This is a genomic window from Bacillus sp. BACIII, assembly GCF_057836745.1.
Window position 1 is genome coordinate 1711894 of sequence record NZ_CM174437.1, and the last position, 22125, is coordinate 1734018.

22 protein-coding genes, 2 pseudogenes, 2 riboswitches and 1 other annotated feature are annotated in these 22125 nt (G+C 47.8%); of the genes and pseudogenes, 8 read left to right on the forward strand and 16 right to left on the reverse strand.

Translation table 11 applies throughout. The features are described 5' to 3' along the window. The first annotated feature begins 85 nt into the window (after positions 1 to 85). Both ACXN9U_RS07990 and metE read left to right on the forward strand, forming a co-directional pair. Entirely contained in the window at positions 86 to 1045 is a 960-nt protein-coding gene (locus ACXN9U_RS07990; protein ID WP_060962971.1) for a S8 family peptidase, read from the forward strand. 140 nt (positions 1046 to 1185) lie between these two features. Beyond that, a riboswitch (SAM riboswitch) is annotated at positions 1186 to 1340 on the forward strand. 83 nt (positions 1341 to 1423) lie between these two features. Continuing rightward, the gene (gene metE / locus ACXN9U_RS07995; protein ID WP_060962972.1) at positions 1424 to 3712 is read left to right on the forward strand and encodes a 5-methyltetrahydropteroyltriglutamate--homocysteine S-methyltransferase; all 2289 of its coding nucleotides are present in this window, start codon (positions 1424 to 1426) and stop codon (positions 3710 to 3712) included. A gap of 47 nt (positions 3713 to 3759) precedes the next feature. Here metE and yeiL read toward each other — a convergent pair. Next, a pseudogene (gene yeiL / locus ACXN9U_RS08000) lies at positions 3760 to 4429 on the reverse strand (transcriptional regulator YeiL). An 82-nt stretch (positions 4430 to 4511) separates the two neighbouring features. On the opposite strand from yeiL, the gene ACXN9U_RS08005 reads away from it, so the two are divergent. From ACXN9U_RS08005 to ACXN9U_RS08015, 3 genes are all read left to right on the forward strand, one after another. Beyond that, positions 4512 to 5696, forward strand: a complete 1185-nt coding sequence (locus tag ACXN9U_RS08005; protein ID WP_060962973.1) for an MFS transporter — start codon at positions 4512 to 4514, stop codon at positions 5694 to 5696. A 120-nt stretch (positions 5697 to 5816) separates the two neighbouring features. After that, the gene (locus tag ACXN9U_RS08010) at positions 5817 to 6287 is read left to right on the forward strand and encodes a nucleoside deaminase (protein WP_060962974.1); all 471 of its coding nucleotides are present in this window, start codon (positions 5817 to 5819) and stop codon (positions 6285 to 6287) included. Between the two features lie 183 nt (positions 6288 to 6470). Then, on the forward strand, positions 6471 to 7325 hold the full coding sequence (locus ACXN9U_RS08015) for a BclA C-terminal domain-containing protein (RefSeq protein WP_060962975.1): 855 nt from the start codon (positions 6471 to 6473) through the stop codon (positions 7323 to 7325). Between the two features lie 15 nt (positions 7326 to 7340). Here the strand turns inward: ACXN9U_RS08015 and ACXN9U_RS08020 are convergent, their stop codons facing one another. The 4 genes from ACXN9U_RS08020 to ohrB form a co-directional block, all read right to left on the reverse strand. Continuing rightward, positions 7341 to 8468 (reverse strand): glycosyltransferase family 2 protein, encoded by a 1128-nt coding sequence (locus ACXN9U_RS08020; protein ID WP_060962976.1) that lies wholly within the window; start codon positions 8466 to 8468, stop codon positions 7341 to 7343. A 4-nt stretch (positions 8469 to 8472) separates the two neighbouring features. Then, positions 8473 to 8937 carry a hypothetical protein gene (locus ACXN9U_RS08025; protein ID WP_060965048.1) on the reverse strand — a complete coding sequence of 155 codons (465 nt, stop codon included), beginning with the start codon at positions 8935 to 8937 and terminating at the stop codon, positions 8473 to 8475. Positions 8938 to 8942: 5 nt separating this feature from the next. Then, on the reverse strand, positions 8943 to 9557 hold the full coding sequence (locus ACXN9U_RS08030) for an alpha-helical endospore appendage domain-containing protein (protein ID WP_060962977.1): 615 nt from the start codon (positions 9555 to 9557) through the stop codon (positions 8943 to 8945). 140 nt (positions 9558 to 9697) lie between these two features. Further along, positions 9698 to 10108: an organic hydroperoxide resistance protein OhrB gene (gene ohrB, locus ACXN9U_RS08035; RefSeq protein WP_060962978.1), complete on the reverse strand. Its 411-nt coding sequence runs from the start codon at positions 10106 to 10108 to the stop codon at positions 9698 to 9700. 136 nt (positions 10109 to 10244) lie between these two features. Between ohrB and ACXN9U_RS08040 the strand changes: the two genes are divergently transcribed. Continuing rightward, the gene (locus ACXN9U_RS08040; RefSeq protein WP_047475364.1) at positions 10245 to 10691 is read left to right on the forward strand and encodes a MarR family winged helix-turn-helix transcriptional regulator; all 447 of its coding nucleotides are present in this window, start codon (positions 10245 to 10247) and stop codon (positions 10689 to 10691) included. A 27-nt stretch (positions 10692 to 10718) separates the two neighbouring features. Here the strand turns inward: ACXN9U_RS08040 and ACXN9U_RS08045 are convergent, their stop codons facing one another. From ACXN9U_RS08045 to ACXN9U_RS08080, 8 genes and pseudogenes are all read right to left on the reverse strand, one after another. After that, positions 10719 to 11144 carry an organic hydroperoxide resistance protein gene (locus tag ACXN9U_RS08045; protein WP_049628340.1) on the reverse strand — a complete coding sequence of 142 codons (426 nt, stop codon included), beginning with the start codon at positions 11142 to 11144 and terminating at the stop codon, positions 10719 to 10721. 113 nt (positions 11145 to 11257) lie between these two features. Next, positions 11258 to 12505, reverse strand: coding sequence for a glutamate-5-semialdehyde dehydrogenase (locus ACXN9U_RS08050; RefSeq protein ID WP_060962979.1), 1248 nt, complete (start codon positions 12503 to 12505; stop codon positions 11258 to 11260). Beyond that, a complete protein-coding gene (gene proB / locus ACXN9U_RS08055) occupies positions 12502 to 13614 on the reverse strand; it encodes a glutamate 5-kinase (protein ID WP_060962980.1) in 1113 nt (370 codons plus the stop codon). The genes ACXN9U_RS08050 and proB overlap by 4 nt, the downstream gene beginning before the upstream one ends. Before the next feature lie 69 nt (positions 13615 to 13683). After that, positions 13684 to 13897, reverse strand: a binding site (T-box leader). Between the two features lie 85 nt (positions 13898 to 13982). Further along, positions 13983 to 14884: pseudogene (gene purU / locus ACXN9U_RS08060) on the reverse strand (formyltetrahydrofolate deformylase). A 73-nt stretch (positions 14885 to 14957) separates the two neighbouring features. Then, positions 14958 to 15272 carry a DMT family transporter gene (locus ACXN9U_RS08065; RefSeq protein WP_060962981.1) on the reverse strand — a complete coding sequence of 105 codons (315 nt, stop codon included), beginning with the start codon at positions 15270 to 15272 and terminating at the stop codon, positions 14958 to 14960. Next, positions 15272 to 15610, reverse strand: coding sequence for a DMT family transporter (locus ACXN9U_RS08070; RefSeq protein WP_060962982.1), 339 nt, complete (start codon positions 15608 to 15610; stop codon positions 15272 to 15274). Before ACXN9U_RS08070 ends, ACXN9U_RS08065 begins: the two co-directional genes overlap by 1 nt. A 65-nt stretch (positions 15611 to 15675) precedes the next feature. Next, positions 15676 to 15785: riboswitch (guanidine-I (ykkC/yxkD leader) on the reverse strand. A gap of 12 nt (positions 15786 to 15797) precedes the next feature. Then, entirely contained in the window at positions 15798 to 16343 is a 546-nt protein-coding gene (locus ACXN9U_RS08075) for a GNAT family N-acetyltransferase (RefSeq protein WP_060962983.1), read from the reverse strand. A gap of 103 nt (positions 16344 to 16446) precedes the next feature. After that, positions 16447 to 16965, reverse strand: coding sequence for an acyl-CoA thioesterase (locus ACXN9U_RS08080; protein WP_060962984.1), 519 nt, complete (start codon positions 16963 to 16965; stop codon positions 16447 to 16449). 181 nt (positions 16966 to 17146) lie between these two features. Here ACXN9U_RS08080 and ACXN9U_RS08085 point away from each other — a divergent pair, with 181 nt between their 5' ends. After that, entirely contained in the window at positions 17147 to 18007 is an 861-nt protein-coding gene (locus ACXN9U_RS08085; RefSeq protein WP_489202406.1) for a dimethylarginine dimethylaminohydrolase family protein, read from the forward strand. 69 nt (positions 18008 to 18076) lie between these two features. After that, on the forward strand, positions 18077 to 19126 hold the full coding sequence (locus ACXN9U_RS08090) for a lactonase family protein (RefSeq protein WP_489202407.1): 1050 nt from the start codon (positions 18077 to 18079) through the stop codon (positions 19124 to 19126). A gap of 26 nt (positions 19127 to 19152) precedes the next feature. Here ACXN9U_RS08090 and ACXN9U_RS08095 read toward each other — a convergent pair whose 3' ends face one another. Genes ACXN9U_RS08095 through ACXN9U_RS08105 form a run of 3 tightly spaced genes read right to left on the reverse strand, consistent with a single transcriptional unit; the run spans position 19153 to position 22120 of the window. Then, positions 19153 to 20124 carry an ABC transporter ATP-binding protein gene (locus tag ACXN9U_RS08095; protein ID WP_016936410.1) on the reverse strand — a complete coding sequence of 324 codons (972 nt, stop codon included), beginning with the start codon at positions 20122 to 20124 and terminating at the stop codon, positions 19153 to 19155. A gap of 2 nt (positions 20125 to 20126) precedes the next feature. Next, positions 20127 to 21026: a C40 family peptidase gene (locus ACXN9U_RS08100; RefSeq protein ID WP_489202408.1), complete on the reverse strand. Its 900-nt coding sequence runs from the start codon at positions 21024 to 21026 to the stop codon at positions 20127 to 20129. Next, complete coding sequence (locus ACXN9U_RS08105; RefSeq protein WP_489202409.1) at positions 21023 to 22120, reverse strand: mandelate racemase/muconate lactonizing enzyme family protein; 1098 nt, start codon at positions 22118 to 22120, stop codon at positions 21023 to 21025. Before ACXN9U_RS08105 ends, ACXN9U_RS08100 begins: the two co-directional genes overlap by 4 nt. Positions 22121 to 22125 lie beyond the last annotated feature (5 nt).

The window sequence follows — 22125 nt, forward strand, 5'->3', positions numbered from 1 at the left end:
ACTCTTTCTGAACGGCATAATCTGCCATAAAATAGTAGCAACACCCTTGAATCCACTCGCAAGCATAAAAAAGGAGGGCTTTTTTATGAATGGTGAAATGCGGTTGATTCCTTATGTCACGGATGAGCAGATCATGGATGTGAACGAGCTTCCTGAGGGTATTAAAGTGATTAAGGCGCCAGAATTGTGGGCAAAAGGGTTTAAAGGAAAGGATATTAAAATCGCGGTGCTTGATACAGGCTGCGACATTAATCATCCTGATTTGAAAGACCGGGTTATCGGCGGAAAAAACTTCACCGATGATGACGAAGGCAAAGAAGACGCGATTTCCGATTACAACGGCCACGGGACACATGTTTCCGGAACGATTGCCGCCAATGATTCAAACGGCGGAATTTCAGGTGTTGCGCCGGAAGCGAGCCTTTTAATCGTTAAAGTTCTCGGCGGTCAAAACGGCAGCGGCAAATACGAATGGATCATTAACGGCATCAACTACGCCGTTGAACAAAAGGCGGACATTATTTCCATGTCACTCGGCGGCCCGAACGATGTGCCTGAACTGAAAGAAGCCGTCACAAATGCGGTAAAAAGCGGTGTACTGGTCGTTTGCGCAGCAGGAAATGAAGGTGACGGAGACGAGCGGACAGAAGAACTGTCGTATCCGGCCGCTTACAATGAAGTGATCGCCGTCGGATCAGTCTCAATCGCCCGTAAATCGTCAGAATTTTCAAACGCAAATAAAGAAATCGACCTCGTGGCGCCCGGAGAAAACATTCTCTCCACCCTTCCCAACCATAAATACGGGAAGCTGACGGGCACTTCAATGGCCGCCCCGCATGTGAGCGGAGCGCTGGCCTTAATAAAAGGGCTTGAACAGGACTCGTTTCAGCGGACGCTTTCTGAAGCCGAAATTTATGCCCAGCTTGTGCGGCGTACTCTTCCTTTGGGCATCGCCAAAACATTGGCCGGGAACGGGTTTCTGTATTTAGACGCACCTGATGTGCTCATGGAAAGAGCCGAACAGGCACAGCTGCTGTCTTTCTGATATTTTTCTCATATAATGATTGATCCGCTTGTCAACATCACCAATTTTTAAAATGTGAGATTTTCTATTGACAGTGATCTGAATAAGCTGATAAGATAACCAACAAATGATGTAACTTTTCAAAAAAATTGAAATATTTTCTCTTATCGAGAGTTGGGCGAGGGATTGGCCTTTTGACCCCAACAGCAACCGACCGTAATTCCATTGTGAAATGGGGCGCGTGATTTTTGCGCCGAGACGATTGTCTCCTAAGGCACGGTGCTAATTCCATCAGACGTGATCTGAGAGATAAGAGAGGCTTACATTTTGATGTTAAAGCCTCTTTCTCTCATGAGAAAGAGGCTTTTTTGTTACATCTCACTTAAAGGAGGAGACTTAATGACTACAATCAAAACTTCAAATCTCGGTTTTCCGAGAATCGGCTTGAACAGAGAATGGAAAAAAGCGCTTGAGGCTTATTGGAAAGGAAACACTGATAAAGAAACGTTTCTTAAAGAGCTTGACGGTTTATTCTTATCAGCTGTCAAAACACAGCTTGACCAAAATATCGATATCGTGCCGGTCTCTGATTTTACTCATTATGACCATGTGCTTGATACAGCCGTCAGCTTTAACTGGATTCCGGAAAGATTCCGCAGCATCACGGATCCTGTTGATACATATTTCGCGATTGCCCGCGGTGTTAAAGACGCCGTTTCCAGTGAAATGACAAAATGGTTCAACACCAACTACCATTACATCGTTCCTGAATATGACGAAAGCATTGAATTCCGTCTGACGAGAAACAAACAGCTTGACGACTACCGCCGGATCAAAGAAGAATTCGGAGCGGAAACGAAACCTGTCATTGTCGGTCCGTATACATTCGTCACACTTGCGAAAGGATACGAAGAATCAGAGGCGAAAGCGATTCAAAAGCGCCTTGTTCCTCTTTATGTACAGCTGCTGAAAGAGCTTGAAGCAGAAGGCGTCAAATGGGTTCAGCTTGATGAGCCTGCCCTTGTGACAGCCTCTGCTGAAGATGTCCGCGCCGCAAAAGAACTCTATGAATCTATTACAAAAGAGCTTTCAGGGCTGAATGTCCTCCTGCAGACATACTTCGATTCGGTTGATGCATATGAAGAACTCGTTTCGTATCCTGTACAGGGAATCGGGCTTGATTTCGTGCATGATAAAGGCAGAAACCTTGAGCAATTGAAAAAGCACGGCTTCCCGAAAGATAAAGTGCTGGCAGCCGGTGTGATCGACGGCCGAAACATTTGGAAAATCGATGTTGAAGAACGCCTTGATGCGGCTTTGGATATCCTCAGCCACGCTGATGTTGAGGAGTTATGGATTCAGCCTTCAAGCAGCCTTCTGCACGTGCCGGTGGCGAAACACCCTGACGAGCATCTTGAAAAGGATTTGCTGAACGGCCTGTCATACGCTAAAGAAAAACTGGCGGAACTCGGCGTCTTAAAAGAAGGGCTTCTGTCCGGCAAAGCGGCCGTCAGTGAGCAGATCGAAGAGTCAAAAGCGGCACTTAAAGCTTTGAAAGCATTCGCAACAGGAGCGAACTCAGCTCAAAAAGAAGAATTGAATCAGCTGACAGAAAAAGATTTCTCCCGCCCTGCAAGCTTTGAAGAACGATTGGCGCTGCAAAATGAATCACTCGGTCTTCCCCTTCTGCCGACGACGACGATCGGAAGCTTCCCTCAATCTGCAGAAGTGCGGAGCGCACGGCAAAAATGGCGGAAAAAAGATTGGACGGATGAACAGTATCAAGCGTTTATTAATGCGGAAACGAAGCGCTGGGTTGACATTCAGGAAGAAATCGGCTTAGACGTGCTCGTTCACGGAGAATTTGAACGGACGGACATGGTCGAATACTTCGGTGAAAAACTGGCCGGGTTCGCCTTTACGAAATATGCATGGGTGCAGTCTTACGGTTCACGCTGCGTACGTCCGCCTGTCATTTTCGGAGATGTCGAATTTATCGAACCGATGACGGTAAAAGATACGGTCTACGCCCAATCGCTGACAGAAAAGCACATGAAAGGCATGCTGACGGGACCTGTCACCATTTTAAACTGGTCATTCCCGCGCGTGGATATTTCAAGAAAAGAAATCGCCTTCCAGATCGGGCTTGCCCTCAGAAAAGAAGTAAAAGCGCTGGAAGATGCCGGTATTCAGATTATCCAAGTGGATGAACCCGCGCTCCGTGAAGGACTGCCGTTAAAAACGCAGGATTGGGATGAATATTTAACTTGGGCCGCAGAAGCTTTCCGATTAACGACGTCTTCTGTGAAAAATGAGACGCAGATTCATACGCATATGTGTTACAGCAACTTTGAAGATATTGTCGATACGATCAATGACCTTGACGCTGATGTCATCACAATCGAACACAGCCGAAGCCACGGAGGATTTTTAGAATATCTGAAAGATCATCCTTACGTGAAAGGCCTCGGACTCGGTGTATACGACATTCACAGCCCGCGCGTGCCGGCTACTGAAGAAATCTATCAAATTATCGATGATGCGCTTGAAGTGTGTCCGACAGACCGCTTCTGGGTAAACCCGGACTGCGGGCTGAAAACAAGACAGCAGGAAGAAACCGTTGCGGCATTAAAAAATATGGTCGACGCTGCGAAACAGGCGCGAAAAAAACAAGCTCAGCTTGTATAATGAAAACAGCCATCCCTAATGTGCGGATGGCTGTTTTTTTGAGCATGTTACTTATTCTTCAGCGCCTCTGCAAGTTCACTCAGTGAATCATGCTGCTTAATTTGATAGCCCCGCCCTTCTTTCTGCAAATACCCTTTTTGGCAGAATTGCGTCAGCACATGCAAGAGATGACGGTAAGATACACCTAAATAATCACAAACCGTTACGTGCTTCTCTTTAAAATCCTTCATACGCCGTCTGCAAAATAAAATCAGCAAGCCGATTTTCAACCGGGAACGCCAGACTTTGTGAATACTTTGAAGCCATAAGCGTTGCCTTATCACTTAAAAACTTAGCCAATTCACGCAGAAAATTCGCATCCTGCAGCAATTGCGCGCGGCAGCGGCAAATCGGCAGAGCGAAACAAACAGTCTTCGCTGAGGCCTGAATGCCTTTTGTGTAATATACTTCATGTAATAGTTCCATCTCTCCGATGTAATCATTTTTGTTGATAAAATTAATTAACGATACTTTTCCGTTTTGATGGGTTACATATATTTTCGCTTTTCCTTCAATCACGTAAAACAGGAAGTCCGGCCTCATGCCCTCTTGAATCATCCATTCATCCCGCTGATATTCCCGCACTTCCATATACTCTTCAGCGGGAAAAGAAAATAAATGCGCGATTGAGTGTTTTTCTATCTGATGCCGTTTTTTCTCACCTTTATAAATTTCCATCGTCCACCCCGAAATATATGAGATATCTCATATTATCTTTACGTTTTACATGATAACATGCCAATGAAAAGGAGGAACGGGAATGAACGCATATCGCTGGATGAGTCTGCATTTTTTTAGCTTTTTTATGACATGGGGGATTTTTCTGCCCTATTGGACGGGATGGATGGTTCATATAAAAGGGGTTTCCGTATCCGAAGCCAGTTTCATTATGAGCTTAGGTCTGGCGGCAAGAGGAATTTCCACATTGCTTTTCTTTCCTTATTTATCCGGAAAATTCAGCAGCAGAGCCATATTGAACGGAGCCAGAATCGGTACGCTTCTTGCGCTTTTATGTTATATTCCGGCTGACTCTTTTCAAAGCCTGCTTCTTGTCACATTAGGGCTGCATGTGTTTTATCCGGCTTTGATGCCTGCTTTGGACAGCGCTTGCGGCGTTTTGGTACAGCATAATGAATTAAGAGATTACGGAACCAGCCGGCAATGGGGGTCCGCCGGATTTGTTTCAGCCGGCGTCATCCTGTCCGTCTTTACAGGTATATTTGGAGATCAAGTGATTTTATGGGCACTGCTTTTGGGCACTCTGATATTCGTATGCCTCAGCTTTATGCATGCGCCCGCTGTTCTTTCAAAACGGCCGAAAACAGATTGTACAAAAAAAGAGGGCATGCTTGCCTTATTCCGCATCAAACATTTCGGTCTGGTGCTCGCAATCGTTATCTTGCTGCAGGCGGCACATGCGTCTTACTACAATTACGGTTATCTCTTTTTGCAGGAAATCCATGCACCCGCATATGCAATCGGAATCATCATCAACATCGCCGTCATTGCGGAGATCATTTTCTTCGCAATCGCTGACCGATGTTTTCATCAATTTACGGCTGGTGCTTTGCTCGCTTTGGCTGCGCTTGGTGCAACCGTACGCTGGATACTCGTATTTGCCTTTCCGCATGTCATCATTTTCTGCCTCGCGCAGACGCTGCATGCCTGTTCATTCGCGATGGGACACTATGCATTTATGAAATATTTAATTAAACATATTTCCCCTGCGCAAGTCCCGAAAGCCCAAGGCATATATTCAGCGCTTGCGCTCAGCTGGAGCACTGCGGTATTTACTATTTTCGGAGGTTTTTTATATGAAATTGAACCCCGGTACGCCTTTATCGGAATGATTGTTTGTACGATCCCCTCTATGCTTCTTGCCCTTTTATACAGAAAACTGGAAATGAAAAAGAGAGTTTTTGCAGGACATGCACAAGATATATAGACAAAGCTTTCTTTATATATATGATCCCATTTCCGGCTGTTATTTTGACCGATTTGCCAATGTTTTAAGATGTATCTTCCGCTATAGTTAAAGTAATCGATCAACCGAGGGGGATTTGAGATGAATCAGCATATTTCATTTTTAAAGAGGGCGGTCACGCTGGCAGTTGAGAGCGTAGATGAAGGCGGAGGGCCTTTTGGCTGCGTCATCGTTAAAAACGGCGTCATTATCGCCGAAGGGCGGAACAATGTGACCTCCAGCAACGATCCGACAGCCCATGCTGAAGTAACAGCGATCCGGAATGCGTGCCGGACGCTTCAAACATATCAGCTTGATGATTGTGTGATTTACACAAGCTGTGAACCCTGCCCTATGTGTTTAGGCGCCATTTATTGGGCGAGGCCAAAAGCGGTATATTACGCATCCAGCCACTCAGATGCTTCTGACGCAGGCTTTGATGACACCTTCATATATGATGAAATCAAGAAACAGCGGACGGAGAGATCAATTCCTTTTTATCATCTCAGCTTCTCCGATCATACCGCGCCCTTTGACGTCTGGAAAACTTCCGCCCGCAAAAAAGTATATTAATCCAGAATAACCTGCTTACAACGCAGGTTTATTTTTCGTGAACGCAATTGATTCATTAAGGTCATTCTTTCAGAAAAATGGACAGCACAAGTGAATATATTGATACAGTACTGCTTTACGCTTTTTTTCGGGGACTTTATACGTAATGAAGACATTTTCTGTCAACTCATAAGGAGGGACATTGTGTCACAGCCTAATTTACCTAACATCACCCCTGTCGTGACCCATTTCAGAGACGATACCATTGACCTTCTTCTTTCATCAATTGCTATGGAAGAGCTGGGAATGGCACATATTCTGAATGCGGAAGGAGAAAAAATCCAATATGCGCTCGGAACGATTCCCGGATTAACAGGGCCGCCGTCAAGTCTTGCGGATATTTTGAACTTGAATGAGAGCGTCCGTCATACGCTTGACAGTTTAATGAAACAGGAGCTTCTTCTCGGTTCAAAATTGGACAGTATCTCAAATATCTCTGCACTGGCGGGGCCGACTGGGGCAATCGGGCCTGCTGGAACGACGGGGCCGACCGGGCCCACAGGCAGCACTGGTGCTGCCGGAGCCACCGGACTGACTGGACCCACTGGTATCACTGGAGCCACCGGCGCTGCGGGTGTTACCGGAACAAGTTTAACGGCGACTTCCGGATTTGCAAGTAATACGGGCGGCGGTGTTGTCGCTGTTGTTATCGGCGGCACAGCCATTTCCTTGCCGAATGATCAAAACCTTTCCGCAGATATTACGGCTAATGCTGCTAATACTATGTTTACCGTTGCGCCGGCAGGGCGGTACTATATCTCCTACCAGATTAATTTAGCAGCCGGCCTGCTTGTAAGTTCACGGATCCTGATTAACGGCGCCCCGCCTGCAAGTTCAATTATTGCACCTGCCGTGTCATTGGCAAACTTCACCAACTCCTTCATTGTGAATTTGACAGCAGGCAGCACCATCCAGCTTCAGCTGTTCGGATTATTAGGTGAGGCGGCATTGCTTGGAGGAAGTGCCGGTGCGGCGTTGAACATTATTCGATTATGTTAACGGAACAAAAAAGGATCAGGCGTTTGTCCGCTGATCCTTTTTTAATTGTGTCAGAAGTTCTTGTGCAGGTTTAAATTGAGGATTAAATTTCACGGATTTTTTGGCGTAAGCGACGGCCGTCATATCATGGTTTAATGCAGCATGGCATTTCGCCATATGATAAAAAGCTCTGAAATCGCCGGCACCTTTTAAATGTAAGTGGCCAGCATTTTCTTCTTCAATCTTCGTTCCGTTTTCAAATGCTTTGATCGCCGCTCTGTACTTTTCCAAATGATATAATATAAGGCCCTTATAATAATGAAGATTGCAGTAATCAGGATAAAGCCTGAGCACCTTGTCAATCCCTTGCTCCGCTTCTTCATACCGTTTCAGTTCAAGCAATATTGTATATTTTAAATGATACAAGAGAGACGGAGGCATTCTTTTTTCACTTAAAAATTGAAAAATTGAGCCGTTGACAAGATGTAATGCTTTTTCATAGTCTTTTATTCTATAGCATTCGCTTGCCAAATGATAAATAAGCCACGGATCCGGATTTTCCTCTGAAAGCTCTTCATTTAAAATGCTGATATTCCGTTTATGTTTTTGTTTGATCTTTTCTTCCTGCTCCAAATAACCGTAGTGATGAATCACACAAGGAAGCGTAAAAAAAGCATTGTTTTCTTCCTCATTGGAAGAGGTGATATTTTCGTGTATTCTGCCTTGATACAGAAGGCCTTCATGATTACGGAACAGTCTCGGCTGCATGCTTTCAAACGCTTCATTTTCATCCAGCTGCTTCCCCGTGTAATTGATGATTTTTAAAAGTCCCCGGCTCGGTAATTCATCATGAAGCAGCGAAGTGATAAAGCGGCCGCTCTCTTGATCGAGCTCTTCATCCGCGTCAAGCATTAAAATCCAATCCCCTTTTGCATGCTGCAGGCCGTAATTTCTCGCCTTGGCGAAATCATTCTCCCATTCTAAATCAAACACTCTGGCCTGAAAACTTTTGCAGATATCTTTTGTATTATCTTGTGATCCGGTGTCTACAATGACGATCTCGTCCGCAATATCTTGTACACTTGATAAACACCGGGAGATATATCTCTCCTCGTTTTTTACAATCATGCAAAGCGTCAGTTTACATTCAGCATTTCCGCTCATGTTCTCACCTTTCCCGCTTTTGGAGTTGTTGATTGAACCAAGGCTTTTCAGGTGTGCCGTTCATCGTTACGAAGACAGGCCGCCCCCATCTGACAGCAGGTTCGGCAGATGATTCCGGATCCCATTCCCGAAGCTGCCTGACCGCCCGTTGCGTAATGGGATGCGTCCGGAATTCTGGCGGGCTTTCAGAAATGAATTTTTTCGTTCGTTCCGTCACTGTCTTCATTTCATGAAAGTGCCGCTCATACATTCGCTTCTGCTCTCTTTCCATGCTGATCATTAAAAACAGCCGCCCGCCTGTTTCCGCCTGCCAGCGGCACAATGCGGAGAACAGCCTGATTTCTTCTTTGTAATTTGAATCCTTTCTTTTATCAACGGTCACAGCTAATATATGTAACAGCGCAATTGTGAGACAATGCATCGCTTCAAAAGATGTCTGTTTCGCTTTTGAGAGGCTTTGATACGGCATATGCTTCACCCATCTCTTCCTTTTGAACGCTCCCCGCCTTTCCTCCGCCATTCGCATTCCTCACACTCCTCGCACTCACAGCAGCCAATGCGGCCGTAAAACAGACCGTCGCACGGATCTTCAGGCGGAGGATTCGGAAAGCGCGGATCACATGAGTCGCTTGGGTTGTCGCACGGGTCATCCGGCTCATCACGATCCCAAGGTTCATCTGGGTCCCGCGGGTCATCCGGATCATCACCATCGCAGGGTTCATCTGGATCCCACGGGTCATCCGGGTCATCAGGATCGTCCGGGTCACTCGGATTGCTTCGGTCGTCAGGATCCATGCAGGCTTCAGAATCCTGTAAGTAGATAATGTCCTCAAGCTTCGTCTGCAAAAGGAGCTGGGATTTCATGACTGTGCGCAGAAGCCGTTCGGTGCTTCGATTGATGGCTGACAATTCCCCCAGAGAAGGATCACAGGAAGCGCCGAGAAACGTTTGAATTCGATCTGCTTCCGCCTGCAGAATATGGGATAGTCCGATTTCTTCCATAGCCACAGATGAAAGAAGGAAGTTCAAAGTCTCACATTTGGAGAGTGTAATGTCGGGGGTGATGTTCGGGATATTTGGAAGAGACATCGATTTCTCCCTCGTTTCTCTTGGTGTCATTATGCAAAAGTGCTATATCGTATTCTTATTCCGGGGGAGAAGAGTTCATTACTGATGTTTTCGTTAATAAAATATCCCGGATTTTATATCCGGGATATTCGTTCGTTTAATTATTTGAGTTCAAGTTTTACGTCAACATTTCCTCTTGTCGCTTTTGAATACGGACAGAACTCGTGAGCGGCGTGTACAAGCTTCTCCGCCGTTTCTTTATCAAGGTCTTTTGTATCAATGACGAGCGTTACGCCGATTTTGTATCCCCCGTCACTCTCATCTTTTAAAAGGCTGACCTGCCCTTCAATTTCAGAGGTCATGTCGATATTCTGTTTTTTGGCAGCGAGCTCAAGCGCTCCCCCGAAGCAGGCAGCATATCCTGCCGCAAAAAGCTGTTCAGGGTTTGTGCCCGTTTCTCCGTCTTTTTTTGCATTCGGCATGATGATGTCAAAATCCAGCACCCCGTCTTCGGATTTAATATGTCCTGACCGTCCGCCGACTGCGGTCGCTTTTGCAGTAAATAATGCCATAATTATCAGCCTCCTCATTGTACTTATTGTTTATATTACCCATGCTCATATTTTTAAACATATTAGAATAGGAAATGGGCCGTTTTTCGGCTACAATAGGGGTAACGTTAACAAACAAAGAGTTGGTGAAGAAGTTATGGCAGAAAAAGAATTTGAACATATGAAACTGGAGAATCAGCTTTGCTTTTTGCTGTATGCAAGCTCAAGGGAAATGACGAAACGGTACAAGCCGCTGCTTGATAAGCTCAATGTGACCTATCCGCAATATTTGGCGCTTCTTTTATTATGGGAGCATGAAGAACTGAATGTAAAACGGATGGGTGAGCTTTTGCACCTGGATTCAGGAACGCTGACACCGATGCTGAAACGGATGGAGCAGCGCGGAATCATTATAAGAAGGCGGTCGCCTGAAGATGAGCGCTCCGTGACGATCAGGCTGACAGATGAAGGATGGGCCATGCAGAAAACGGCGGCGGATATTCCCATTGCCATGCTGGAACAGACAGGACTGTCAAAAGAGGAATTAAAGCAGGTAAAGCAGTCGCTTTATGAGGTTTTGAAAACGCTGCACGGCGTAAAATAAGGATGCCCATTCGGGGCATCCTTATTTTTATTCTGCTGCCAGAAGCTTTACTTCTATATTTCCTGCCGTCGCTTTTGAATACGGGCAGACACCGTGCGCTTTTTGGATAAGTGCTTCCAGCTCCTGTTTCTCAATGCCGGATGCTTTAACCTCAAGCGTAACGCCGAGTTTATATCCTTGATCTGCTTCATCTTTCAGCAGACTGACATGCGCAGTGACCTCTGTTTCAATACTCAGGCGCTCTTTTCTCGCTACGAGCTGAAGGGCGCTGTCAAAGCAGGCTGAGTACCCTGCAGCAAACAGCTGTTCAGGGTTTGTGGCGTGTTCGAGACGTTTCGCTCTTGGCGTTCCCGGCATGGCAACATCAAGATTCAGCACACCGTCAGAAGACGTGACTTTTCCCTCCCGTCCGCCGGCGGCTGATACTGTTGCTGTAAATAATGGTTTTGTCATGTGAATTCACCTCTTTTATATTTTGTACAATTAAATTTTACACAATATATAGTGAATCGTCAATCTTTCTGTATAAAAAAAGCCTACCCTTTTTTCAGGATAAGCTTAAGAGACTATACTCGAATTTGTCCGTTTCCTTTGATGATGATTTTTGTAGATGTTAACGCCGGAAGCCCCATCGGCCCTCTCGCGTGAAGCTTTTGCGTGCTGATGCCGATTTCGGCCCCGTATCCGAATTCAAAACCGTCTGTAAACCGGGTTGAAGCATTATGATACACGGCAGCGGCGTCTACGGCCGTCTGGAAGTATGCCGCATGCTCGGCGTTCTCCGTCAGAATGGCTTCTGAATGGTTTGTGCCGTACTGCTGAATGTGGCGGACAGCCTCCTGTACGTCCTGCACCGTTTTCACACTGAGAATCGGCGCCAGGTACTCCGCTCCCCAATCGGCTTCTTCTGCTTGTTTCGCTTGAGGTTCCAATCTGCAAATCACCTGGTCTCCTCGGAGCTCCACCCCTTTTTCTGTCAGCTGATTCAGCAGCTTTCGCCCGTGTTCTTCGGCCCATTTTTCATGAATCAAAAGAGATTCAATCGCGTTGCAGACGGAAGGACGCTGTGTTTTGGCGTTGATGACGACTTCGCTTGCCATATCTGGATCTGCGGACTCATCTATGTACACGTGGCAGTTTCCCGCTCCGGTTTCTAACACGGGTACGGTGGATTCCCTGACCACAAGATCAATTAAATTTTTGCCGCCGCGCGGGATCAATACATCCAGCCCGTCATTTAATGTAAAGAGCTGTTTGGCGGTTTCTTTGCTTGTATCTTCTATGAGCTGAACGGCATCAATCGGAAGCTTTGACAGCCCAAGTGCGCGTTTCATCACACTGACAAGCGCTATGTTGCTGTGGACGGCGGAAGAACTTCCTCTGAGCACAACCGCGTTTCCGGTTTTCAGGCAGAGTGTGGCCGCGTCTACGGTAACGTTCGGTCTGGCCTCATAGATCATGCCCACTACTCCGAGGGGCACGCGGATTTTTTCAATGGATAATCCATTCTCTTTTTGAATGGTCTCCAACGACTCACCGACGGGATCTTCAAGACCGATTAACAGTTCCACAGCGTCCGCGATATCGAGCAGGCGTTTTTCATCAAGAGTCAGCCTGTCAATAATGTCAGGTGTCAATCCTCTTTTCTGTCCTGCTTCAATATCTTTCTGATTCTCTGTTAAAATCAGCCGGCGTTCATTTCTGAGTCCGTCTGCGATACATTGGAGCGCTTCGTTTTTTTCAGCCGTCGTTTTCATGACCATTTCGGCAGCGGCTGCTTTTGCCAAGGCTGCTTTTTGCAATACTTCACTCATTTGTTTTCCCCCTCGTCAAATAAATTCACCCAATCATCTCTGTGAATCACTTCCACCTGCTTCGTGTCCGGAAGCTGATCGCTCCGCTTCCCTTTAGCTTCTAAAATCTCATCGGATGAGTACTGCGTCTGGCCTTTTCCGATGATGCCGGCGGGCCCTCTGACTTCCACCACAGCCCCTTTCGGAAAACTGCCGCAGACATCGGCGACACCGGCCGGGAGCAGACTTGACCCGTTATGGATCATCGCCTGCTCCGCTCCCCCATCAATGATGATTTCTCCTGATATCGGAGAATGAAACATGATCCATTGCCGTGTGTTATTCACTGAGGACAGCTCTTTATCGCCGATATATGTGCCGTCACCTTTTCCGTCTAAAATCACCCTCAGTTTTTCCCGTCCGGAGCCGGTTCCGATAAACACCTTCACTCCAAGCGACAATGCGGTCTGGGCGGCGAGAAGTTTTGACTTCATGCCGCCGGTGCCGACCTTTGAGCCTGTTGATCCGGCATACCCGAGCAATTCAGGTGTGATGTCATTCAGATAGTCAAACCGCTTTGCGTCCGGGTTTTCATTCGGATTGGCATCGTACAGGCCGTTAATGTCTGTGAGAATCATTAATTGGTCTGCATGAATCAAACCGCTCACAAGCGCCGACAGCATGTCGTTATCACCGAACGTCAGCTCTTCGACAGATGTGGAATCATTTTCATTGATAATCGGCACGACTCCCCGCTCCAGCAGCTCCATTACCGTAGCGTACGCATTTCTGTACCGCTCTCTTTTTGAGAAATCATTTCTTGTTAATAAAATTTGCGCCGGCGTCAGACCATATCTTTTTAAATGGTCCATGTATTGCTGCATTAAAAGCGTCTGGCCGACCGCGGCAGCCGCCTGCTTTCCTTTTATCGTAACGGGGCGCGACGGATAGCCGAGAGCGGAAAAACCCGCGGCCACAGCGCCTGAGGTAATGAGAATGACTTCATGCCCGTCTTCTTTTAATAATGAAATGGCTTCCGTATGCTCTTTGATTTTGGTTTCATCAATGCTTCCGTTACTGTTGGTGAGCGAGCTGCTCCCGATTTTCACAACAATTCTTTGCTTTTTCATCGTTTCTCCTCCGTGGCAATCAATCCAAACCGGCTTTCTTCAATAAAAAAAGCCCATTCCGTCCTGAAAAATAAGGACGAAATGGGCTTTCCGTGGTACCACCTTGTTTGAACGCGTTTTGCACGCGTCCCGCTTTCCTGTAACGCCAGGTTATCGCGCCTGAGTTTTCCCCTCAGGACTCCAAGGCAGGTTCGGCAGGTTTCATGCGGCAAAATGTTTCAGCGGGCCATTTTGCTCTCTGTCACAGAAATTTCTGCGTACTGATCCTCTTCAACGCTCAATGATTTTTTTATATTATGCAAAGAAAAAAGGTTCTTGTCAAGACATTTTTATCCATAAAAACAGCCTGCCTCCCCGGCGGGCCGCTATCAATTAAATACGATCGTTTTGTTTCCGTGAACGATGACACGGTCTTCCAAGTGCCATTTTACGGCTCTCGCCAACACGCTGCGCTCAATGGTTCTGCCGATATTCTTCAGATCCTCCGCGTGATCTCTGTGATCGACGCGTTCAATATCCTGTTCAATAATCGGGCCTTCGTCAAGATCGTCCGTCACATAGTGAGATGTCGCCCCGATTAATTTCACTCCGCGCTCATAAGCCCGTTTATACGGATTAGCGCCGATAAAGGCCGGCAGGAATGAATGGTGGATGTTAATAATCCGATTCGGATGGGCAGATACAAAATCTGACGTCAAAATCTGCATGTAGCGGGCAAGAACGATCACATCAATCTCATACCGCTCCAGAAGCTCAAGCTGGCGCCGCTCCACTTCGGCGCGGATGTCTTTGTTGGCTTTCATGTAATGGAACGGAATATTCAGCGGCTCGACCACTTCTTTCGCCTCTTCATGGTTGCTGATGACGACAGCAATTTCGGCCATCATATTGCCGCTTTGCCACTCCCAAATGAGTTCATGAAGGCAGTGCAGCTCTTTGGATACAAAGATTGCCACGCGCTTCAGCTCACTTGCCAGAGAGAGGCTCCATGTCATGCCGAATGTCTGGGCGATTGAAGTGAACGCCTGCTTTAAATCCTCTTTTTTCTCACGAATGCCCTTGCAGTCGAATTCAATTCTGAGAAAAAACGTCCGCCTTCAGGGTCAGTCGTATATTGATTTGATTCAATAATATTTGCGCCGTGGTCAAACAAAAACGCGGACACAGCCGATACAATTCCCGGCTGATCGGGGCAGCTGACAAGCAGGCGCCCTTTTTCCTCATTCCCGTCGCGGTATTCTTTCAGCCGCTGTGTCATATATGAATTCATATGCTTTAATCCCTCGTATCTTCATAATTCGTAACTTATTATAGATTATACTGAAAATTTGATAAAAATCAATTTATGATAGAATTTTCAGCCCTGCGGCGGCGCACAAAATAAGCGCAATGAAAAAGATGCGCTTCGCATCCTTCTGCTCGCCGTAGAAAAGAATGCCGGCTAAAGCGCCGCCCGCCGTGCCGATACCGGTCCAGATCGCATAGGCCGTTCCCATCGCAATCGTCTCCATCGCATAAGAAAGCAGGGAAAAAGAAGCCGCGAATCCGACGATAATGAAAAGAATCCATTTGACTTTCTTTTCTTTCTGGAATTGATTCATTAAAATGACCCCGAGCATTTCACAAAGGCCCGCGGCAATCAGACTGATCCAATGCATTACGCGTTCTCCCCCTTCGTCTCAGGCTCATCCTGTGTGACCAGTTTTAATCCGATGACACCGATCAGCAAAACGCCGATCAGCACGATTTTCACCGGATCGGCCTGCTCTTTGAAAAGCAAAATTTCACTAAGCACGGTGCCCGCTGTCCCGAGTCCGGTAAAGACCGCATATACCGTTCCAACGGGCAGGCTGTTTGTCGCCTTGATTAATAGATAAAAACTGATGATGATTCCCATAATTGTGGCGCTCCACGTCAGTGCCGAATCAGCATGTTTCAGGCCGGTGACCCATACAACTTCAAATACGGCCGCTATGACCACTAAACCCCATTTCATGTTCTTCACCCTTTCTGTTTCCGGACAATACAAAAAGCCCGGATAGTCGTCTCACATGAGATTGACTCTCCCGGGCTTTTTTCCCTCCGTGTGCATACGCGGGAATATGTCCGCATATGTGTTTTCTCTCGGACCAGGCCATGTATGAACATGCGGAACCCTAGAAAACATGTCTGTTCGTATCATACTACATTTCGCCGAAACGTTCAACGCCAGATGTGATATCAAAAACCGTCAGCTGCCTCTCCCATTTGTTAACAGTCTCTCCTGGCACCATGCCGATTTTTTCCGCGACGCGGACGGAAGCAAGATTATCCGGGTCAATCAGCGCCGTGATGCGTCCGTATTGCTGTGTATGAAAACCGTAGTCCAGACAGGCTTTTGCAGCCTCCGTCGCATAACCGCATCCCCAGAGGCTGCGGGCAACCATATAGCCGATTTCCATCAATGTGTTTCCGTTTACCGTCTGCGGAACGATTCCGCATTGACCGAGAAATGCGCCCGTCTCTTTATCCTCTGCGATCCAAAGACTGACGCCGTATCCTTTGGCCAGCCGTTTGTTCCAGGCAATCCATTCCTTCGTTTCACGCCTGCTTTTAAGAGAAGGATAATATTTCATGACCTCTTTGTCGGTAAACAGCCCGTACAAATTGTCTTCATCGTCATCCCGCATGGTCCGCAGGCGGATACGCCCGGTTGTCAGGATGGTGCCGGAAGATTTATGTTTCATCATACACGCCACGCTCCTTTCCCTGTAATAGATTATGGATCCGGCAGGAAAAGTCCTTTTTCAGCGTAAAAAAACCGCCTTTTTAAAAAAGCGGTTTGACGATTGATTACCAGGGCTTATCTGTTCCAAGCGCCTCAGCCAGGGCCTTGCTGTGTGTTAAGCGGTTTTTTCGTTCTCCGGCGCGCTGAACGGCCGTCTTGTGAAGCATGATTTCTTCCTCGGTTTCAGGCACGATCCGCGGAACGGCCACCGATTTCCCGTTTAAATCAAGCGCGACAAAGGTCAGAAACGACGTTGCCGCAAGCTCGCGTTCACCCGTCATCAAATGCTCTTTAATGACTTTGACAAACACCTCCATAGACGATGTGCCGACCCATGTGACGTAGGATTCAAGACATACGGAATCCTGTTGGCCGATCGGGCGCAAGAAATCTACAGAGTCCATTGAGGCCGTGACTGTTTCACATCGGCAGTGGCGGGCTGCGGAAATTGAGGCGATATCATCTATGTAGCTCATCAGCTTTCCGCCAAACAGCGTATTGTGATTATTCGTATCGAGCGGAAAAACCCTGCTTGTCTTGACAACCCTTGTTTCTTTGCAAAACCTTGATTCTGGCAACTTCATATGATTTAAACTCCCCTTTGTGTCTGGTCGTACTGCATCTGTACTTTATTAAACAATAATTTGACCATTTTGTCTAAAATTTTAAATGTTAAGTTGGTTAGATATTCTATCAGAAATGTTTCATTAATCATCGCATCCGGGAATAATAAACGCACATTGATTACTGATAGGAGGCTGTCACATGGACGTATCCATTACCAAATCCACACAGAAACCGGCATGCCGCAGTGAATATGATGCTTTGAAGACCGTTATCTTATGCCGGCCGGAACACATGGCCATCAAAGATATTATTAACGGAACACAAAAACATTTCAAACAAGAAAATATTGACATCCCCGCCGCCCTCAAACAGCATGATGCATTTATTGACATTTTAAAATCCCATCAGATTGAAGTCGTCCTGCTTCCCGCAGATCCCGGATTGCCCGAGCAGGTATTCACCCGGGATATCGGATTTGTCTTAGGAGAGACGGCGTTTATTTCAAGCATGGCGGCTTCAGTCAGGCAGGGAGAAGAAAAAGTCTTTCAAAACCTGCTTGACGAGGAGAACATCCCTTATACACGGCTCAGAAAAGCGAACATTGAAGGCGGCGACGTCATGATCGCAGACGGCACTGTTTATGCCGGGCTGAGCGAGCGCACGGATAAAACGGCTGTCCGGGAGCTGCAGGAAGCGCTGCCGGAGATGACCGTTGTGCCGATCCCTCTCAAGTCGGATTTCTTACATTTGGACTGTGTATTTAATATGATCTCGGAAACGGAGGCGCTATACTGCAAAAATGGCTTGGGGCAAAAAGAAATTGATCTTCTCGCCGAACGTTTTGAGCTGATAGAAGTGCCTGAAGAAGAGCAATTTACGCTCGGCCCGAATATCCTGTCCATCGGGAATCAGACAATTATCAGCCTGCCCCAGCACCGTCATACGAACCGCGAGCTTAGAAAAAGAGGATATACAGTCATTGAAACCGAGTTTTCCGAAATTATTAAATCAGGCGGTTCCTTCCGCTGCTGCACCCTTCCGCTTGTCAGAACATCTTAAACATTTACAAGGCAGTTTCCTTCAAGATACGTTAATATAGAGAAGACAAGACTTAAAGGGGGAAACCGAATGGCGAAGTACATAGGATATGCAGGAACATATACAAAAGGCGGAAGCGAAGGCATTTATTGTTTTGAACTTGATACAGAAGCAAAACGGCTCAGCCGGCCGAAGCTGGCTGCAAAGCTCGGCAACCCGACGTACGTCACACCGAACTCTGATAACAGCATGCTGTATTCCATTGAAAAAGCAGACGGTAAAGGCGGCGTGGCAGCCTATCAGATTCATCAGAACAGCGGGGAATTAACTTTTGTGAACCATCAGCTGATTGAAGGCCCGTCACCGTGCCACGTCAGCATTGATGAGAAACATGAATATGTGTTAACCGCGAATTACCACAGCGGAAAAGTGCACGCCTTTCCGGTCAATGAGGACGGAAGCCTGCGGGAGCCGGCAGCCGAAGCCGCTCATGCGGGGACCGGCCCTCATGAAAGACAAGAGAAACCGCATGCCCATTTCGCAGGCTATACACCTGAGCATAACTACATTGCAGCCCTCGATTTAGGGACGGATACGCTGTATACGTACCAAATGAAAAACGGTGCGCTCACTGAGGTGAAAACCCATTCTTTCGCGCCCGGTTCAGGGCCGCGCCACATCGTTTTCCATCCGGCGGAGAAATACGCCTATGTCATGACGGAAATCAGCAATGAAGTCATTGCGCTTGAATACAACCCGACCTTAGGTGAATTCAGAGAGCTTCAGGTCATTTCCGCTTTGCCTGAAGGATTTACGGACAAATCGCAGGGCAGCGCGATCCGCATATCTAAAGACGGCAGATTTCTTTATGCGGCCAACCGCGGACATGACAGCATCGCCATCTTTAAGATCAACCAGTATTCCGGTGAATTGTCTCTTATTGAATGGGTGCCGACAGAAGGAAACTGGCCGCGTGATTTCGCGTTTGATCCGTCCGAAACATTCCTTGTCGCGTCAAATGAAGAAACGGGAAATCTGGTTTTGTTTGAACGTGACCCCGAAACGGGCGGACTGACTCTGCTTCAATCCGACGTACCGGTTCCGTATCCGGTCTGCGTGTCATTTCTCCATCAGGTTTAATCAAAAAGAAAGCTGACGGCATAAGGTCAGCTTTCTTTTTTATATAAGTGGCAGGCGACAAAACGCCCTGTCTTCACTTCCTCAAGCTCAGGCGTTATTCTGCCGCAGATCTCCATCGCTTCAGGACATCGCGTCCTGAACACACAGCCGCTCGGCGGGTTAAGGGGACTCGGCAGCTCCCCTTTCAGAATGATCCGTTCACGCTTGTCCTCAAGAAGCGGATCAGGAATCGGGATTGAGGATAAAAGCGCCTTCGTGTAAGGGTGAAGCGGTTCCTTATAAAGCGCAGCGCTTTCTGTGATTTCCATCATGCGCCCCAAATACATCACGCCGATCCGGTCGCTGATATGCTTAACCATTGATAAATCGTGGGCTATAAATAAAAATGTCAGCCCTTTCTCTTTCTGAAGCCTTTTTAACAGGTTGACGACCTGGGCCTGTACGGACACATCAAGCGCGGAAATCGGCTCATCCGCCACGATAAACTCGGGGTGCAGAGAAAGCGCTCTGGCAATCCCGATTCTCTGCCTCTGTCCGCCGCTGAATTCGTGGGGATACCGGCTGCCGAAATCCGGATGAAGCCCGACAGATTCAAGCAGTTCATCGGCCATCATCAGCCGGGCTTTACGTGTATTGTAAAGATTATGGATTTCCATCGGCTCCATAATAATTTCCCTTACGGTCAAACGCGGATTTAACGAGGCGTAAGGGTCTTGGAAAATCATCTGCAGCTTGCGGAAGAGGACGGACCGCTGTTCTGCCGCGGCACGGTGTATGTCCGTCCCTTCATATGATACCGACCCGGCCGTCGGGTCATACAGACGGAGAATAACCCTTCCGAGCGTCGATTTACCGCAACCCGATTCCCCGACGAGTCCGAATGTTTCCCCTCTTTGAATGTGAAAACTGACACCGTCGACTGCTTTGACGGCTTTCTTTCTTCCGGCGTCAAAATGCATTTTCAGCCCGCTGACTTCAAGGAGCGGAGATGCCGTCATATTCATTCCCCCTTTTCGCTTATACAGCGGCGTACGGTGCATAATTCTTTTTCATAGACGGTTCCTTTCAAACGCAGCACTTCGATGGCTTTTCCCGTTTTCGGGGAGTGGAGCATCCTGCCGTCTCCAAGCGCCAAACCGACATGGTGTATCGCGCCTTTTCCTTCTTCATAGGCGAAAAACAAAAGGTCTGCCGGCCGGATATCGTTTACTTCTGCGCCGCGTCCCGCTTTTGCCTGGTCCCGGGCATCCCGGGGAAGGGTATAGCCGTTTGCTTTAAATATCGAATACATCAATCCGGAGCAATCAAACCCGAAACCGCTCAGTCCTCCCCATAAATACGGAAGCCCGAGAAACATCATTGCCGTTTCGATAACATCTGCGGCGCGCCCTTCCGTATGCCGAAATTCGTCTGCGTCAGCTTCATTTATGAGCCGTTCCCCGAGCGGCGTCATCACGCGAAAAAAGCCTTTTCCACGTCCTGATGCCGGAAGACGCGTTAAGAAACTCACTTCCAAGTCCGGTTCGCCGTTTGTGTGATATAAAAAAGCTGTCGGTTTGGTAATCCAGACGGCAGGAGAAGATGTTTGAAAGCCGGATGCTGAAAGCTGGCTTTTCTTCATCCAGCCCGGATATCCGCGCGTGTCCTTTTTTGAAGGCTGACCGGGAACGGCAACAAAAGCCCACTCTCCTTCTTCTTTGAGAATGATCACCTCTTCTCCGAAAAGCACTTGCGTTTGGACAAGATTTGCCGTGCATAATTGGAGCCGCTCTTCATATCCCATAGCCGCCAGCCATTTTCTGATCTTGGGCGGGTTTTCGAGCATCGGTGCATCATGCGAACGGGGAGATGACGGCAGCGTCCATATGTTGGCTGCCGCCGCAGTTACGGCTGCACTCATTGTTTCGCCTCCTCTTGTACCGACACACCGGTAATGCCGAGACCCGGTTTATCGGGGATCGTAATCTGGCTGCCGCTGTATGTGATGCCGCCTTTAATGAGATCATTTTTCAGCATAAGCGGCGCATCAAAATCAAACTTTGTCACATTGCGTTTGCCCGCTGCAAAATGGGCTGCGGCGGTGATGCCGAGCTTGGTCTCAATCATGCTGCCGACCATGCATTCCACACCGCACGTTTCCGCCATCGCATTGATTGTTTCCGCCTGCTTGATGCCGCCCGCTTTCATCAGCTTAATATTGATTAAATCGGCGCTTCTCGTCTGCAGCACGTGAAAGGCCTGACGTGGCGTAAACACGCTCTCATCCGCCATAATCGGCGTGTCTACGGCATCGGTGACCTGCTTCAGCCCGCCGATATCGTCTTTGTGAACAGGCTGTTCGACAAGCTCAATGCCGAGTCCGGCGTCTTCCATCTTTCGGATCGCGGTCACGGCTTCTTTCGGCGTCCAGCCTTGATTCGCGTCCAGTCTCAGTTTGACGTTTGCGCCGACACGTGATCTGACCGCCTGAATCCGCGCCAAATCGTCTGATATATCACCTATGCCGACTTTTATTTTTAAAATACGAAACCCTTTATTTACATAATGGTCTGCGTCCCCCGCCATCTCCTCTGGAGAATTGACGCTGACGGTAAAATCCGTTTCCAGTGTATTCCGATAGCCGCCGAGCAGCCGGTAAAGCGGCTGCCCGTGCATTTGCGCCCATCCGTCATATACAGCCATATCTACAGCGGCTTTTGCGCTTTGATTCCTTTCCAATAGCCGGCTGATATCATACAGCACAGCTTCCATGCCGGAAAGGCTCCGCCCCAAGAGAGCGGGCTTCAGCACATCGCAGACGGCGCTTTCAATACCGGCTACGCTGTCGCCTGTAATCACAACCGTCGGCGGTGCCTCGCCCCAGCCGGTCAGACCGTTGTCAAATGTGAGCTTCACAATGACCGATTCAGCATGGTATACCGTGCGCATTGCGGTCTTAAACGGCTTTTTCAGCGGGACGGATATCCGCCCCGTTTGAATATCTGTTATCCTCACGCCTG

Coding starts and splice junctions, on each gene's coding strand:
- ACXN9U_RS08080 (WP_060962984.1), bottom strand. CDS start 16,965: ATGAAGTTGCCAGAATCAAGGTTTTGCAAAGAAACAAGGGTTGTCAAG.
- ACXN9U_RS08075 (WP_060962983.1), bottom strand. CDS start 16,343: ATGATGAAACATAAATCTTCCGGCACCATCCTGACAACCGGGCGTATC.
- ohrB (WP_060962978.1), bottom strand. CDS start 10,108: ATGGCATTATTTACTGCAAAAGCGACCGCAGTCGGCGGACGGTCAGGA.
- ACXN9U_RS07990 (WP_060962971.1), top strand. CDS start 86: ATGAATGGTGAAATGCGGTTGATTCCTTATGTCACGGATGAGCAGATC.
- metE (WP_060962972.1), top strand. CDS start 1,424: ATGACTACAATCAAAACTTCAAATCTCGGTTTTCCGAGAATCGGCTTG.
- ACXN9U_RS08025 (WP_060965048.1), bottom strand. CDS start 8,937: ATGCCGTATCAAAGCCTCTCAAAAGCGAAACAGACATCTTTTGAAGCG.
- ACXN9U_RS08050 (WP_060962979.1), bottom strand. CDS start 12,505: ATGAGTGAAGTATTGCAAAAAGCAGCCTTGGCAAAAGCAGCCGCTGCC.
- ACXN9U_RS08070 (WP_060962982.1), bottom strand. CDS start 15,610: ATGAAATGGGGTTTAGTGGTCATAGCGGCCGTATTTGAAGTTGTATGG.
- ACXN9U_RS08065 (WP_060962981.1), bottom strand. CDS start 15,272: ATGCATTGGATCAGTCTGATTGCCGCGGGCCTTTGTGAAATGCTCGGG.
- ACXN9U_RS08095 (WP_016936410.1), bottom strand. CDS start 20,124: ATGACGGCATCTCCGCTCCTTGAAGTCAGCGGGCTGAAAATGCATTTT.
- ACXN9U_RS08045 (WP_049628340.1), bottom strand. CDS start 11,144: ATGACAAAACCATTATTTACAGCAACAGTATCAGCCGCCGGCGGACGG.
- ACXN9U_RS08010 (WP_060962974.1), top strand. CDS start 5,817: ATGAATCAGCATATTTCATTTTTAAAGAGGGCGGTCACGCTGGCAGTT.
- ACXN9U_RS08085 (WP_489202406.1), top strand. CDS start 17,147: ATGGACGTATCCATTACCAAATCCACACAGAAACCGGCATGCCGCAGT.
- ACXN9U_RS08040 (WP_047475364.1), top strand. CDS start 10,245: ATGGCAGAAAAAGAATTTGAACATATGAAACTGGAGAATCAGCTTTGC.
- ACXN9U_RS08030 (WP_060962977.1), bottom strand. CDS start 9,557: ATGTCTCTTCCAAATATCCCGAACATCACCCCCGACATTACACTCTCC.
- ACXN9U_RS08020 (WP_060962976.1), bottom strand. CDS start 8,468: ATGAGCGGAAATGCTGAATGTAAACTGACGCTTTGCATGATTGTAAAA.
- proB (WP_060962980.1), bottom strand. CDS start 13,614: ATGAAAAAGCAAAGAATTGTTGTGAAAATCGGGAGCAGCTCGCTCACC.
- ACXN9U_RS08090 (WP_489202407.1), top strand. CDS start 18,077: ATGGCGAAGTACATAGGATATGCAGGAACATATACAAAAGGCGGAAGC.
- ACXN9U_RS08100 (WP_489202408.1), bottom strand. CDS start 21,026: ATGAGTGCAGCCGTAACTGCGGCGGCAGCCAACATATGGACGCTGCCG.
- ACXN9U_RS08005 (WP_060962973.1), top strand. CDS start 4,512: ATGAACGCATATCGCTGGATGAGTCTGCATTTTTTTAGCTTTTTTATG.